The 14,461-nt window shown below is 57.6% G+C and carries 14 protein-coding genes; 8 read left to right on the forward strand and 6 right to left on the reverse strand.

From position 1 onward, the window contains the following. The first annotated feature begins 21 nt into the window (after positions 1-21). Genes AC07P6_RS22625 through AC07P6_RS22655 form a run of 7 tightly spaced genes read left to right on the forward strand, consistent with a single transcriptional unit; the run spans position 22 to position 6,451 of the window. Complete coding sequence (locus tag AC07P6_RS22625) at positions 22-936, forward strand: branched-chain amino acid ABC transporter permease (RefSeq protein WP_478317069.1); 915 nt, start codon at positions 22-24, stop codon at positions 934-936. A gap of 9 nt (positions 937-945) precedes the next feature. Then, positions 946-2,052 (forward strand): branched-chain amino acid ABC transporter permease, encoded by a 1,107-nt coding sequence (locus AC07P6_RS22630; protein WP_478314775.1) that lies wholly within the window; start codon positions 946-948, stop codon positions 2,050-2,052. Beyond that, positions 2,049-2,816 (forward strand): ABC transporter ATP-binding protein, encoded by a 768-nt coding sequence (locus AC07P6_RS22635; RefSeq protein WP_478314776.1) that lies wholly within the window; start codon positions 2,049-2,051, stop codon positions 2,814-2,816. The genes AC07P6_RS22630 and AC07P6_RS22635 overlap by 4 nt, the downstream gene beginning before the upstream one ends. Further along, positions 2,809-3,528 carry an ABC transporter ATP-binding protein gene (locus AC07P6_RS22640; protein WP_478314777.1) on the forward strand — a complete coding sequence of 240 codons (720 nt, stop codon included), beginning with the start codon at positions 2,809-2,811 and terminating at the stop codon, positions 3,526-3,528. Before AC07P6_RS22635 ends, AC07P6_RS22640 begins: the two co-directional genes overlap by 8 nt. A 27-nt stretch (positions 3,529-3,555) precedes the next feature. Continuing rightward, positions 3,556-4,713, forward strand: coding sequence for a branched-chain amino acid ABC transporter substrate-binding protein (locus tag AC07P6_RS22645; RefSeq protein ID WP_478314778.1), 1,158 nt, complete (start codon positions 3,556-3,558; stop codon positions 4,711-4,713). A 17-nt stretch (positions 4,714-4,730) separates the two neighbouring features. Continuing rightward, positions 4,731-5,213, forward strand: a complete 483-nt coding sequence (locus AC07P6_RS22650; RefSeq protein ID WP_139538534.1) for an L-2-amino-thiazoline-4-carboxylic acid hydrolase — start codon at positions 4,731-4,733, stop codon at positions 5,211-5,213. After that, on the forward strand, positions 5,210-6,451 hold the full coding sequence (locus AC07P6_RS22655) for a Zn-dependent hydrolase (protein WP_478314779.1): 1,242 nt from the start codon (positions 5,210-5,212) through the stop codon (positions 6,449-6,451). The genes AC07P6_RS22650 and AC07P6_RS22655 overlap by 4 nt, the downstream gene beginning before the upstream one ends. Positions 6,452-6,497: 46 nt before the next feature. Here AC07P6_RS22655 and AC07P6_RS22660 read toward each other — a convergent pair whose 3' ends face one another. From AC07P6_RS22660 to AC07P6_RS22675, 4 genes are all read right to left on the reverse strand, one after another. Beyond that, on the reverse strand, positions 6,498-7,520 hold the full coding sequence (locus AC07P6_RS22660; protein ID WP_180349565.1) for an ABC transporter permease: 1,023 nt from the start codon (positions 7,518-7,520) through the stop codon (positions 6,498-6,500). Between the two features lie 19 nt (positions 7,521-7,539). After that, positions 7,540-9,024, reverse strand: a complete 1,485-nt coding sequence (locus AC07P6_RS22665) for a sugar ABC transporter ATP-binding protein (protein ID WP_181483190.1) — start codon at positions 9,022-9,024, stop codon at positions 7,540-7,542. Positions 9,025-9,050: 26 nt separating this feature from the next. After that, on the reverse strand, positions 9,051-9,974 hold the full coding sequence (locus tag AC07P6_RS22670) for a sugar ABC transporter substrate-binding protein (protein WP_478314780.1): 924 nt from the start codon (positions 9,972-9,974) through the stop codon (positions 9,051-9,053). A gap of 413 nt (positions 9,975-10,387) precedes the next feature. Next, the gene (locus tag AC07P6_RS22675; protein ID WP_478314781.1) at positions 10,388-11,407 is read right to left on the reverse strand and encodes a LacI family DNA-binding transcriptional regulator; all 1,020 of its coding nucleotides are present in this window, start codon (positions 11,405-11,407) and stop codon (positions 10,388-10,390) included. A gap of 103 nt (positions 11,408-11,510) precedes the next feature. Between AC07P6_RS22675 and AC07P6_RS22680 the strand changes: the two genes are divergently transcribed. Further along, on the forward strand, positions 11,511-12,518 hold the full coding sequence (locus AC07P6_RS22680) for a Gfo/Idh/MocA family oxidoreductase (RefSeq protein WP_478314782.1): 1,008 nt from the start codon (positions 11,511-11,513) through the stop codon (positions 12,516-12,518). A gap of 42 nt (positions 12,519-12,560) precedes the next feature. Here the strand turns inward: AC07P6_RS22680 and AC07P6_RS22685 are convergent, their stop codons facing one another. Together AC07P6_RS22685 and AC07P6_RS22690 are read right to left on the reverse strand one after the other, a co-directional pair. Then, complete coding sequence (locus tag AC07P6_RS22685) at positions 12,561-13,595, reverse strand: Gfo/Idh/MocA family protein (RefSeq protein WP_478314783.1); 1,035 nt, start codon at positions 13,593-13,595, stop codon at positions 12,561-12,563. A gap of 67 nt (positions 13,596-13,662) precedes the next feature. Then, positions 13,663-14,357, reverse strand: a protein-coding gene (locus AC07P6_RS22690) for an IS1-like element IS1N family transposase (protein WP_087786203.1) whose coding sequence is annotated in 2 segments (ribosomal slippage) — positions 13,663-14,111 and positions 14,111-14,357 — 696 coding nt in all. Because the reading frame shifts where the segments join, the coding sequence is not laid out codon by codon here. Positions 14,358-14,461: the final 104 nt, after the last annotated feature.

Genomic DNA, 14,461 nt, shown 5'->3' on the forward strand with positions numbered 1-14,461 from the left:
CAACAAATTATCAACGGGGTCATGCTCGGCAGCATATACGCCCTGATTGCGCTGGGCTACACCATGGTGTACGGCATCCTGCGCATTATTAACTTTGCCCACGGCGATATTCTGATGGTCGGCGCGCTGACCACGCTCTCCGGGATGAACGCGCTTAATACCCACTTTCCCGGCCTGCCGCCGCTGGCGCAGCTGGGGCTGGCGCTGCTGCTGGCCATGGCGGTGTGCGCCCTGCTGGCGATGGCGGTCGAGCGTTTTGCCTACCGTCGCCTACGCAACGCGCCGCGCCTGGCGCCGTTGATCTCCGGGATCGGCGTTTCAGTTCTGCTGCAAACCGTGGCGATGATCGTCTGGTCGCGCAATCCGCTGATGTTTCCGCAGATCCTGCCGATGGACCCGATCGCCGTGACCCACGGCAGCGAAGCGCATCCTCCGGCTCTCGTGACCGTCACCGGCATGGTCACCGTCGCGCTGGCCCTGGTGGTGATGCTCGGCCTGTGGCTGCTGGTGGAGTTCACCCGCTTAGGACGCGGCATGCGTGCGGTGGCGGAAAACCCACGTATCGCCACGCTGATGGGCGTCAACCCTAACGCCATTATCGCCCTCACTTTCGCCATTGGCGGCGTATTCGCCGCGCTGGCTGGCGTGATGATGGCCAGCAACTACGGCAATGCCAGCTTCTCAATGGGATTTCTGCCCGGCATTAAAGCCTTTACCGCCGCGGTGCTCGGCGGCATCGGTAATATTCGCGGCGCGATGATCGGCGGCCTGCTGCTGGGGCTTATCGAATCACTCGGCGCGGGCTATCTCGGCGACCTGACCAACGGCGTCTTCGGCAGCAACTATCAGGATATCTTCGCCTTTATGGTGCTGATTCTGGTGCTGGTTTTCCGCCCTGCCGGTTTACTCGGCGAACGCGTCGCGCATCGGGCCTAGGAGATAACAATGACAACAGCACAACTCGACACGCCCATCGTCTCCCGCCGCTACTGGTCCGGGATGACCCTGTTCGTCTGCGCGCTGCTGGTAGCACCGATGGTCGCCAGCCAGCTTGGCGGCAACTACTGGGTACGGGTTATCGACTTCGCCCTGCTCTATATCATGCTGGCGCTGGGGCTGAATATCGTGGTCGGCTACACCGGCCTGCTGGATATGGGGTTTATCGCCTTCTACGCCGTCGGCGCGTATCTGGCGGCGCTGCTGGCCTCGCCGCACCTGCTGGATGTGTTCCCGATTTTAAATAGCTGGTTCCCGGACGGCCTGCACACCTCGTGGCTGGTAATTATTCCGCTTGCCGCGCTGGTGGCGGCGGGCTGCGGTATCGTGCTGGGCGCGCCGACGCTGAAGCTGCGCGGCGACTACCTGGCGATTGTCACTCTTGGCTTCGGCGAAATTATCCGCATCCTGATGCGCAACCTCGACCGTCCGGTCAACATCACTAACGGCGCAAAAGGCATCTCCGGTGTCGACACCCTGAGCCTGTTCGGCCTCAAGTTTAGCGGCGTCTATCACTGGTTCGGTTTTAAAGTCCCGGCGCTGTGGTTGTGGTACTACCTGCTAATGCTGGTCATCGTGGCGATTATTTTTGTCTGCCTGCGTCTACAGCATTCGCGCATCGGTCGCGCCTGGCACGCCATCCGCGAGGATGAAGACGTCGCCCGGGCGATGGGGATCAATCTGCGTAACTACAAGCTGCTGGCTTTCGCTATCGGTGCTTCTTTTGGCGGCGTGGCGGGCGCGCTGTTCGGCGCATTTCAGGGCTTCGTTTCGCCGGAATCCTTCACGCTTCAGGAGTCGATTGCGGTGCTGGCGATGGTGGTACTTGGCGGGATGGGGCATATCCCCGGGGTGATCCTCGGCGCGGTGCTGCTGACCGCGCTGCCGGAGCTGCTGCGTAGCCAGGCCGCGCCGGTACAGCAGGCGCTGTTTGGCGAAGTGCTGATTGACCCGGAAATATTGCGCCAGCTGTTTTACGGCCTGGCGCTGGTTGGGGTGATGCTACTGCGTCCTCAGGGCATCTGGCCCGCACGTCATAAAGGAGCAAAAGCATGAGCCTGCTAAGCGTGCGCTATATGACGAAACGCTTCGGCGGCCTGACGGCAGTCGACAACGTGTCGCTCACCATCAACGAGGGTGAAATCTACGGCCTGATCGGCCCCAACGGCGCGGGAAAAACCACCTGTTTTAACCTGATTACCGGGCTTTACCCGGCGGACAGCGGCGAATTCGCTATCGGCGGGGAAGCCTATTTCCCGAAGAATATTGAGAAAGTCACCGCCGCAGGCATCGCCCGCACCTTCCAGAACGTGCGGTTGTTTAACGAAATGTCGGTGCTGGAAAACGTGATGGTGGGCCGCCACGTGCGCACCCGCAACGGTCTATGGGCCACGCTCTCCCGCCATAAACGCGCTCGCGCCGAAGAGGCGCAGACCCGCGAGCTGGCGTGGCACTGGCTGGACTATACCGGCATCGCGCAGTTCGCCCACTATCGCGCCTGCGACCTCGCCTACGGCCACCAGCGGCGTCTGGAGATTGCCCGCGCGCTGGCTACCGACCCGCGTCTGTTGGCGCTGGATGAACCGGCTGCCGGGATGAACGCCGCTGAGAAAATGGCCCTTGGCGAACTACTGCTGCGCATTCGCGATGACGGCAAAACGCTGCTGATGATTGAGCACGACGTCAAGCTGGTGATGGGGATCTGCGATCGCCTGATGGTGCTGGATTATGGCAAAACGTTAACCAGCGGCACGCCGGAAACCGTACGCCGCGATCCGGCGGTGATCGCCGCCTGGCTGGGAGGCAATGTCCATGTCTGATTTATTAACCGTCAACCAATTGGGCGTCCATTACGGCGGCATCCAGGCGGTGCGCGACGTCTCTTTCAGCGTGAAAGAGGGTGAACAGACCACGCTGATTGGCGCCAACGGGGCGGGCAAAAGCTCAACCGTCCGCGCCATTACCGGGCTGGAACCCTTTAGCGGCGACATTCTGTTTAACGGCAAGCCGATACGCAAACGCCGGGCCGAATCCCTGCTGCGTGAAGGGCTGGTGATGGTGCCGGAAGGCCGCGGCATCTTCGCGCGCATGACGGTGCTGGAAAACCTGCAAATGGGCGCGTGGCTGCGTCGCGACGCGGCGGCGGTCAAACAGGAGATGCACGCCATTTTCGAAAACTTTCCGCGTCTTGGCGAACGTCAGCATCAGCTGGCGGGGCTGCTCTCCGGCGGCGAACAGCAGCTGCTGGCGCTTAACCGCGCCCTGCTCAGCCAGCCGCGTCTGCTGATCCTCGACGAACCCTCGATGGGTCTGGCGCCGCTAATGGTCGAAAACATTTTTCGCGTCATCGCCACCCTGCGTCAGCGCGGCGTCGCGCTGCTGCTGATTGAGCAGAACGCACGCCTGGCTCTTGAGGCCACCGACAGCGCATGGGTGATGGACAGCGGCAGCATCGTCGAGCGCGGTCCGTCGCAGACGCTGCTGGCCGATGACCGTATTGCACAGATTTATTTGGGCGAAATGCCCGTTTAACACACCAACCAGCATCAGGGAAAAACAATGAAAACAGTAAAAATCAGTGCGCTCAGCGCCGCTATTCTGCTCAGTGGTTTTGCCTCATCCGCCGCGTGGTCTGCGGCCAGCGAAACCGTCATTATCGGCCTGGCAGGCCCGCTGACCGGCCCTTCCGCACGTATCGGCAAGGACCTGGAAAACGGCGCGCAGCTGGCGATTGACGATATCAACAAGCAGCACCCGACCATCGGCGGCAAGGTGGTAACCTTCAAGCTGCAATCGGAAGACGATCAGTCGGACCCACGCACCGCCGTTGCCGTCGCCCAGCGTCTGGTCGATAGCGGCGTCGCGGGCGTGGTCGGTCACTGGAATACCGGCACCAGCATTCCTGCCGCGCGGGTTTACCACGATGCGGGCATTGCCCAGGTTGCGCCGGTCGCCACCGGGCACGCCTATACCAAACAGGGCTTCGACACCAGCTTTCGCGTGATGGGCCACGATGATGACGGCGGCCAGTTTGCCGGTCAGTACGCAGTGCAAACCCTGAAGGCCAAACGCATTGCGGTTATCGATGACCGTACCGCCTTCGGTCAGGGGCTGGCGGATGAGTTTATTAAGTCGCTGGAAGCGCAGGGAATCAAAATCGTTGACCGCCAGTACGTCGATGACAAAACCGTCGATTTCAGCGCGGTGCTGACCGCGATCCGCAGCAAAAACGCCGACCTGATTTTCTTCGGCGGCGTCGATAGCCAGGCCGCTCCGCTGGCTCGCCGCATTAAACAGCTGGGCATGAACTCCCCCCTGATGGGCGCGGGCGGCTTCGTTAGCCAGACATTCCTCCAGTTGGCGCAGAAAGAGGGCGACGGCGTGGTGGCGCTGGAGCCGGGACTGCCGGTCGAACAGATGCCGGGCGGTAAGGCCTTTGAGCAGGCTTACCAGTCGCGCTATCACACCCATATCGAGCTGCATGCGCCGTTCGCCTATGACGCCACCCGCGTGCTGGTTGCAGCGATGGAAAAAGCCGACTCCGTCGACCCGGCCGACTATCTGCCCGCACTGCGCGCCATTAGCTATTCCGGGGTCACCGGACAAATCGCCTTTGATAAAGAGGGCAACCTGAAATCGCCAACCTTTACCGTCTACAAAGTCGTCGACGGAAAATGGCAGCCGCAAACCGTACTCGGCGGCGCACAAACGAAGTAACGCAGTGAGGCAATGTGATGAGTGATAATAATGAGCTGGGCATTCTCGCCCGCCGCAAAATTGAAGCAGAAATAATCAAGCCGATTTACGACATCCTGGTGCGCGAGATAGGTAAAGCTCGCGCCCAGGCCGTTATCGGCGAAGCGATTGAAAACGCCGCCATTGAGGCGGGAAAAGCATTTGCCAGCCAGGAGCCGAACGGCGCGGATATCCAGAGCTTTGTCGCCCTGCAGTATCTGTGGGAGAAAGATAACGCCCTGGAGGTCAAGGTGCTGGACGCCGACGACCAGCAGTATAACTACAACGTCAACCGCTGCCGCTACGCCGAGATGTACCACGAAATGGGACTGGGCGAAATTGGCCACCTGCTCTCCTGCGCCCGCGACGACAAGTTTATCGTCGGCTACGCCCCGGACGTGGAGCTGACCCGCACCACCACCATTATGCAGGGTGGAAAGTGCTGCGACTTCCGCTATCGCGTGAAAAAGGACCAGCCATGATAACCGTCAACGGCGAACGTCTGTGGTCGACGCTCAACGAGATGGCCCTTATCGGCGCGACGCCGGCGGGCGGCGTAACCCGGCTGACGCTGAGCGACGAGGACCGCCAGGCGCGCGACCTGCTGCGCCAGTGGGCGCAGGAAGCCGGTTTTTCCTGCGAAGTCGATAGCATGGGCAATATGTTTATCCGCCGCGCCGGTAAAAATTCGCAGCTTGCTCCGGTGCTGACCGGTTCGCACGTCGACTCTCAGCCGCTCGGCGGCCGCTATGACGGGATTTACGGCGTGCTGGCCGGACTGGAGGCGTTGCGCACGCTAAACGATCTCGGCGTTGAGACCGAACGCGATATCGTGCTGGTGAACTGGACCAATGAAGAAGGGGCACGCTTTGCCCCGGCAATGCTGGCATCCGGCGTCTGGGCCGGACAGTTTAGCGAAGCCTATGCGCTCGCCCGTGAAGATCGCGACGGCATCAGCGTCGGCGAGGCGCTGGAGGCTATCGGCTATCGCGGCGAACGCCCGACTGCCGCCTTCCCGCTGCACGCCTGCTACGAAGTGCATATCGAACAGGGGCCGATTCTGGAAGAAGAAGGCGTTGATATCAGCCTCGTCCACGCGGCAATGGGTCAGCGCTGGTTCAACGTCACGCTGGAGGGTTTTTCCGCCCACGCCGGAACCACGCCGATGGGCAGCCGCCGCGATGCGTTGACTGCTTTCGCCGAGCTGGCGCTGGCGGTTGAGCAAATCGGCATCGCGCACAACCCCGACGGCCGGGCGACGATTGGCATGGCGCAGGTGATCCCGGGATCACGTAACGTGGTGCCGGGCCGCGTGATGTGCAGCGTCGAGTTTCGTCATCCGCAAACCGCAGCGCTGGAAGCCATGGAGCAAGCTCTGCATGGCGCAGCTGGCGTGCTGGCAGAGCGCGGCGTGGCGGCAAACGTCGAGCGTATTTTCGATTACGCGCCGATTGCCTTTGACGCCGGGTGCCTGGCGCGCAGCCAGCGAGCGGCAGAGGCATTGGGCTACAGCGCCAGGACCATGGTTTCTGGTGCCGGTCACGATACCTGCTATATCAGTAAGGTCGCGCCCGCCAGCATGATTTTCATCCCCTGCGAGAAAGGGATTAGCCATAACGAGGCGGAGAATATTCTGCCCGCGTGGGCGGAGAAAGGGGCCAACGTGCTGCTCAACAGTTTGCGCCTTGCTGCCGATGAGCAGGAGCCGGGTAGCGCGTAAACGAGCAACCAGCCCGCAGCAATTCACGCTGCGGGCTATCTTTGAGTTAATGCTTCTTGCGGTTACGCCGCATATCGATGGTCACCGCCGCGACGATAATGATGCCTTTGATAATATCCTGCACGTAGGCGTCGACGCCGACAAAGGTAAACCCGCTTTTAATCAGGCCGAGGATCATCGCGCCGATTAAGGTCCCGGTAATGCGCCCCACCCCGCCCATCAGGCTGCTGCCGCCAATGACCGCTGCGGCAATCGCATCCAGCTCATAGGACATTCCCATGCTCGACTGCCCGCTGCTGACGCGCGCCGCCAGCACCACACCCGCGAGGCCGGAGAGCGCCCCGGCGATGGTATAGACGATCACCAGGTACTTATTCACGTTAATACCGGAGACCTTTGCCGACGTCATATTGCCGCCGATGGCGTACACGTATTTGCCATAGCGGGTATGTTTCAGGGCAATGTGAAATACCGCGGCGACGACGAAGAAAATAATCACCGGCATCGCCCCCTGGCCGATAGCGGTAAAGCTGTCGGATAAGAAGCTAATCGGGTTGCCCTGGGTGTAATACTGCGCGAGGCCGCGCGCCGACACCATCATCCCCAGCGTGGCGATAAACGGCGGAATACCGGTGCGGGTGACGAGAAACCCGTTGGTTAATCCGCACAGCAGGCCGACGCCAATCCCGGCACCAATCGGAATAACCGCAGGCATATTGACCAGCGACGGGAACATCGGCGTCAGGCTGTCGGAGGTTTGCGCGAGGCTTGCCGCCACCACGGCGGCAAGGGCAATGACCGAACCTGAAGAGAGGTCAATCCCGGTGGTAATAATGACCTGGGTCACCCCCACCGCGATAATGCCGATAATCGCCACTTGCAGAACAATTAATATCAGGCGGTTGGTATTCATTAAAAAGGACTGGTCGCGCACGTACCAACCGGCAATTTCAAAAGTCAGGGCAATCACCAGCATGACGATAAATATTCCGGTATCTTTCGGCAGCCGGTGGCGTAATTGCCCAAAGAAGGAGGGCTTATCATTGACCGGGGTCGCCGTTATTTTCATATTGCTCATTCTCTGTGCCTCAATGGGATGCCAACGACAAAATGGTTTCCTGGTCGGCGTCTTCTTTATCAAGGATGCCGGTAATACGCCCTTCATGCATCACCATCACCCGGTCGCTCATGCCGAGAATTTCAGGTAATTCAGAAGAGACCATAATCACCGCCACGCCACGGTTCGCCAGTTCGCTAATCAGATGATAAATTTCCGCTTTCGCCCCCACGTCGATTCCGCGCGTTGGCTCATCGAGAATCAGTATTTTCGGCTGGGCTAAAAGCCAGCGGGCAATCAGCACTTTTTGCTGATTACCGCCGCTGAGGTTATTAATAATCTGATCCATCGTTGGAGTTTTAATATTCAGGCGGCGGATCTGCTCCATGCAGTCTTCGGCCATTTTGAGATGCTGAACAAAGCCGGTTTTACCGATATATTCCGGCATTTTGACGATGCTCATATTCTCCAGTACCGATAACACCAGAAACAGACCGGACTTTTTGCGGTCTTCGGTGAGCAGCGCCATACCTTTTTCGATGGCCGTTGACGGCGAATCGATATTAACTGGCATACCGTCTATCAGCACTTCGCCACTATCGGCTTGTTCCATGCCAAACAGGCTCTCCATCACTTCGCTACGCCCGGCCCCCACCAGCCCGGCCACGCCAAGGATTTCACCACGGCGCACGCTAAAGTTGATATCGTGAAAAACCCCTTTACGCGTCAAATTGCGCACCGTCAGGACATCTTCGCCAATGGTGTTATTAAACTTGGGAAAGAGCTGGGTAAGCTCCCGGCCAACCATCTGAGTAATTAGCGACTGGCGGGTAAACTCGGTGGTATTTTGACTGCCAACCCAGGTACCATCGCGAAATACGCTGATTTCATCGGTAATCGCGAATATCTCGTCCATCTTATGGCTGATGTAAATAATGGCTTTTCCCTGCTGGCGCAAATCGCGAATAATCGTAAACAGGTGCGCCACTTCGCTCTCAGTTAATGCCGAGGTTGGCTCATCCATAATCACAATATCCGCATTCCAGGAAACCGCTTTGGCAATTTCCACCATCTGCTGGGCGGCGATACTTAACTCCCCCACCAGCCGGTCAGCGGATAAACGGATATTCAGTTTATTCAGCAGTTCCTGAGTCTGGCGGGTAAGCTGGCGATGATCGACAAAGCCATATTTCATCGGCTCACGGCCCAGCCAGATATTTTCCGCCACCGTCATATGCGGCACCAGATTAAGCTCCTGGTGGATCATCGAGATCCCGGAGCGCAGCGCGTCCATCGTATCCTGAAACTGGACCGGCTCTCCTTTGACGCGGATCGCGCCTTTATCGGGGCGGTAGATCCCGATAAGGCATTTCATTAACGTCGATTTCCCGGCGCCGTTTTCGCCCATTAGCGCGTGCACCGTCCCCGGGCGCACGCGTAATGAGACATTGTCGAGCGCCTTCACGCCAGGGAAGAATTTGCTGATACCTTCGGCTTCAAGTGCAAAAGCGTTCATACGTCCACCTCCAAACCACTGAGCAATTATTTCTGGTTGCGGTTCACAAACTCAGCCATGTTGTCTTTGGTGATCAGTTGGTAAGGAACGTCGATGATCTTTTCCACTTTCTCGCCGTTCGCCAGCTTCACCGCGGCGTCGACTGCACCTTCGCCCTGCCCTTTAGCATCCTGGAAAATGGTGGCGATCATCTTGCCGTTTTTGAGCATTTGCAGCGCATCGGGCGTGCCGTCCACCCCAGCGATAAGAATGTGGTTCGGGTTTTTACCCAGCGCCTGCAGCGCACCGATGGCCATTTCATCGTTGTTGGACGCGATGGCCTGAATATCATCGCCGCTGGTCATCCAGTTGCTGACCACGTCAACGGCGTCGTTACGCATAAATTTGGCGGTCTGTTTTTGCACAATTTTGATATCCGGGTACTTGGCTACCACCTCTTCGACGCCTTTGGTGCGGTCGCGAGTCGATTCATTCGCTAGGTCGCCGAGCAGAATGGCGACGTTGCCTTTACCGTTCATCGCCTTGGCTAACGCTTCCATCTGTAAGCGCCCCGCCAACACGGAATCAGAGCCGACATAGGCCATTTTGTCGGTCAGCTGCGCCTGCGGGCGGCGGTTCACAAAGACCAGCGGAATCCCCGCTTTGGTGGCCTGGTCCATAATCGGCTTCACCGCGTTGGTGTCGACCGGGTTGACGATAATCACATCGACACCCTGGCCAATAAAATTTTGCACCTGCTGTAGCTGCTGCGAGACGTCACCTTTGGCGTCCTCTACCTGCGATTTAACGCCATCTTTTTGCATCTCTTTTTGCATAGCGGTGCGCAGAATCGTCAGGAAGTTGTCATCAAATAGCGCTATGGAAACACCGACCGAAATATCTTTCGCCATCACGACCGCTGGCAGCATGCAGGCTATCAAAGAGGCAACAACCGTTTTCTTGATATTCATAGTTGATCCTTTATTTACAGGTACATCGGTTAGGTAAGATAAAATGAAAAATTAGTTTCATTAATTGTGCATTAAGCGCCTGCTTTTTCAGCTTTTCGAAAAAACGGACCGCGCGCTGGCGCATTTTTCACTGTTGATCGGAATCACAAAATTCAGTTGTTTTAGAATGTGTTTTTAAAACATCAGTCCATTTATTACGGAAGAAACATTCCAGACTATTTATTTCATTAACAACGTATATGAAACTTTTATAAGTAAATAACTGAAATGAAAATTTTAAAACCGCGCGTTAACAGAACTTTGACACACATCTAACATTGATGCATAAATGCGCAAAAAATGAGAGGCAGGCGACGATTTGGGGCGCTGTGAGACAAGCCTTGCGGGGAGTTCAAAAAGAAGAATAAGAGCGCTCAGTCGACGTTTTCAGCGCTATAGAGGATAAATTCGACCCTACCATCGCTAAAAACATCCGGTTGATAGCCGGTCTCAAGATGGCGCAGAGCCAGCTCCACCGCCAGCTGGGCGTGCTGGCGAGGGTTTTGATCGAGCGTCAAGGCCATTCCACCCTGCGCCAACTGCTCACGGGTGGTGCTGTATCGTTCATGGGTAATCCAGCAGCATTCGCCATAGCGACGATGGCGGGCCAGAGCCTGCGCCACCTGCGTATTGCCAAGGCCGGTATTGTAGATGCCGACGACATCGCGATTGCGGTTCAGGGCTTTCTCCAGCAGGCGGTCGATTTGCTGTCGGTTATCCTCCCCCGCCAGTACCTCGCCCAGTTGTAGATGAGGAAAACGCTGGCTGATCACATCGCGAAAGCCCTGAATACGCGAGCGATGGGCGCTGAAGTCCTGGCGACCGCTAAGCATCAGCACTTCGCCGGAACGATGGGCCATCAGTCCCATCATCATGCCTGCGGTGCGCCCCGCCTGCTGCTGATTAATCCCCACGTGACAGAGCCTCTGCGCTTGCGGAAGGTCGGTGACCAGCGTAATCACCGGCACGTTTACCTCCCGGCACTGACGCAGCGCCTCGTAGACCCGCGGATGTTCGTTGCCAAAAACAATGATCGCATGGCGCTTTTTACTGCTGCGGATAATGCTTTTCGCCAGTTTTTCTGGCTCTGATTCCGCCACCAGCGTGCGGTGCAGCGTAAGACGACGATAGCCAAGACTATCCGCCACGTCGGCGAAATCCTGCGTCAGGCGGGAGAAAAAAAGCGAATCATTAGCGCTGAGGATCACTTCGATTTGCCACGGTAGGCGACGCTCTTGTGGCAAAATCCGCTTCAGCCCGGCTTCACGAGCCGCCTGCAACACTCTGCGGGTGGTTTCCGGCGATACGCCACCGCGTTCGTTCAGCACCCGGTCAACGGTCGCCACGCCAACGCCAATCTGCTTAGCCAGTTCCTCCAGCGAAATGCTTTTCATCGCTCCCCTCACCATGATGGAAATCCATCAAAACGCCCGTGTCGGTCAGTGTAGCAAACGGATTACTTTGGCAGCGGTAAATCCCTTTTGCTGGAGAAGAAAAATGACCTGCATTCGTTTTGCACTGTTAGGCAGCGGTTTTATCGGCCAGGTTCACGCCGCCAGCCTTGCTCGCCATGAACATACCGTTCTGGCTATGGTGGCTGATGCCGATCCCGAGCGGGCGAAAGCGCTGGCCTTCCGTTACGGCGCGCGAGCGGTCACCGTCGCTGACGCCATCAATAGCGATGCGATTGATGCGGTGCTGATCGCCAGCTCAACCCCATCACACGCGGAGCTGCTGGAGACCGCGGCGCGCGCCGGGAAAGCCGTCTACTGCGAAAAACCCATCGATCTTTCACTGGCTCGCGCACGTGAGGTTGTCAATAAAGTGCTGCCGCTCAAAGTGCCGGTAACCGTGGGGTTTAACCGCCGCTTCGACGCCAGCCACCAGCAGCTGCGCCGCCAGGTTGAGGCCGGAGCTATCGGCAAAATCGAGCTGGTACAGATGGTGTGCCGGGCATCGGTTATGCCGCCGCTGGAGTATCTGCGCAGCTCCGGTGGCCAGATGCGCGACCAGGCGATTCACTTTTTTGACCTGCTGCGTTTTCTTACCGGCGATGAAGTGACGACCGTCGCCGCCATGGGGGGCGCGCTGGCGATGCCGGAGATCGCCGGATTCGATGATGTCGACACCTCCATTCTGCTGCTGAGAATGCGCGGCGGCGGGCTGGCACAGCTGGACAATACCCGGCGTACCGGCCACGGCTACGATGAACGCGTTAGCCTGCTCGGAGCGGATGGCGTGGTAGAGTCCGGCAGTCAGACATCACGCGGCGTGACGCTGTGGCAAGGAGATCGCTGCATTCAGCCCGGTCTGTATCCGGACTGGTTCAGCCGTGTCCAGGGTTCGTATTATCAGCATCTGGATGCTTTTGTCCGGTCGCTGCGTGGAGAAAACGTACCGGATCTGCCGGGGCTGCTGGACGGTTTGCAGGCGCAGGCTATCGCTGAAGCCGCCGTTATTTCATTGCAACATGGGCAATTTGTTAACGTTGAACAACTGGCGTAAACAAAGCCCCGTATGCTCGCAAGCGTATGGGGCCGTCCCGCGCTATCGCCGCTCTTCGTTAAACACGACGCCAATCTGCCGACGCACTTCGTCCATCACGCGGAGATTGTTCAGCACCTGGCCTAGAGGACGAATCGGCGAATTCGTTAATCCCTGCCCGACGCACCAGGCAAAATGCTCGGCCTGATAAAACAGCTGGTCATAGCGATTACGCGGCTCTTCCCAGCGCAGCATATTGCCGCCCTGGCTGGCGGCGAGGGTAAAATTCCCCGGCGCGTAAAACTGTCCATCAAGGGTCAGGGTCGCATCGCGCCCGGCCACCACCGCGCCGCCCGGCGTATTGCTGAATAAAGTCGTGTTCAGCAATCCTTGTAAGCCGTTCTCCCAGTTGAAAAGCATTGAAATTTGACCATTAACACCGCCCTGAGCGGGACGGCCACGGGCAACAATATCCTGCGGCACGCCGCCAATCATCACGCTAAATGAGGTCAGATAGCTGCCAAGATCCATCATCGGGCCGCCGGCGAGGTCGGCATTAAAAATGCGATGATCCGGCGTAAAGAACTCCCCGTGATCGGCGAGCAGCGTGTGCAGTTCGCCCAATACGCCGTCATCCAGCAGTTGGCGAATCACGTCATATTTCGGCGCGTAGTCGCACCACATCGCCTCCATCGCCAACTTGCCCCGCTTTGCCGCTTCGGCTTGTAGCGCGGCCCCTTCCCGCCGGTTCAGCGCAAAGGGTTTCTCAATCAGCACATGTTTACCCGCTTTTAGCACCCGCAGCCCATCGGGGAAATGATGGTTGTGCGGTGTGGCGATATAAACCGCATCAATATCCGGACGCGCCAGCATCTCATCCACCTGAGCGTAAGCCTGAGGGATCGCCCACTGTGCAGCAAAACTGTCGGCCTTTTGTTGCGTGCGCGAGGCCACGGCGACAACCTGCTGACGGCTGTGCTCTTTTAATGATTTAACAAAGCGTTCAGCAATCCAGCCAGGACCAATAATCCCCCAGCGCAGAACAGGGACAGATTGCGCGGCGTGATGGCGCGGTTTCGGTAACTGAGACGGGAACATAGCGGCTCCTTGTTTTTATGGGGTATACGCAGAGGACACTATAAGCAGGCGCTGGTGATGCTTCCAATTAGTAGAACATGTGTTTTTCAATAAACGTCCCGATGACTTTTTCGTGGATCTCTACTGAACGCGAGAAGCAGATTGTTTTACGAGCCAAGCGCTTAATGCGGGTGCGCAGCGTCAGGTTATTGCGCTCAATCCGTTGGGTGAATATTTTTCCGGTCAGATGCTTATCCTTCGGCACCTCCCGGCCATAGCTGCCCCAGTCGTCGCTGGTGATCATGCCGATGTTGAATGGCGTAAGCAGTGCCAGTAGTTCCCGGCAGGTTTCATCGGTACGGGGACCAAAAGTGTAGGCCAGTACACCCCCTGTTTTGGTGTTATACGCGTACCAGAGCCAGTGTTGCCGGGCTTTACTGCCAACGAAACTCCATTGCTCATCAAGTTCGCAGATAAGCGCCACATCAGCATGAGCAACGGGCGAAGACGTTATTCGCTTTGGCGTGAGTTTTTTAAAGTCCGGATGACGGTGTTAATGCCAATTTTCAGTGTTCTGGCGGTATCGCGAACCCCGGCGCCATTGAAGGCCATTTCAGTGATCAGCTCTTTAATGCCCGGCTTACGGGCCTCATAAGTGTAAGTGAGCTGAAAAACGCGGTGGCAGTCACGGCAGCGAAATCTGTCATGGCCTTTAGGGTTCTGACCATGGCGGTAGACCTGTGCAGACTGACAACGAGGACAATGAATGTTAACGCTGGCCATGAAAGAACCTCAAAAGCCCGCATTATACATCAGATTCAACTAATTAGAGGCATCACCCAGGCGCTAAGGGTGAGGAATAACGAATTAATGATGGAATTCCATCA

This window comes from Klebsiella sp. GFKo11, from assembly GCF_056490265.1.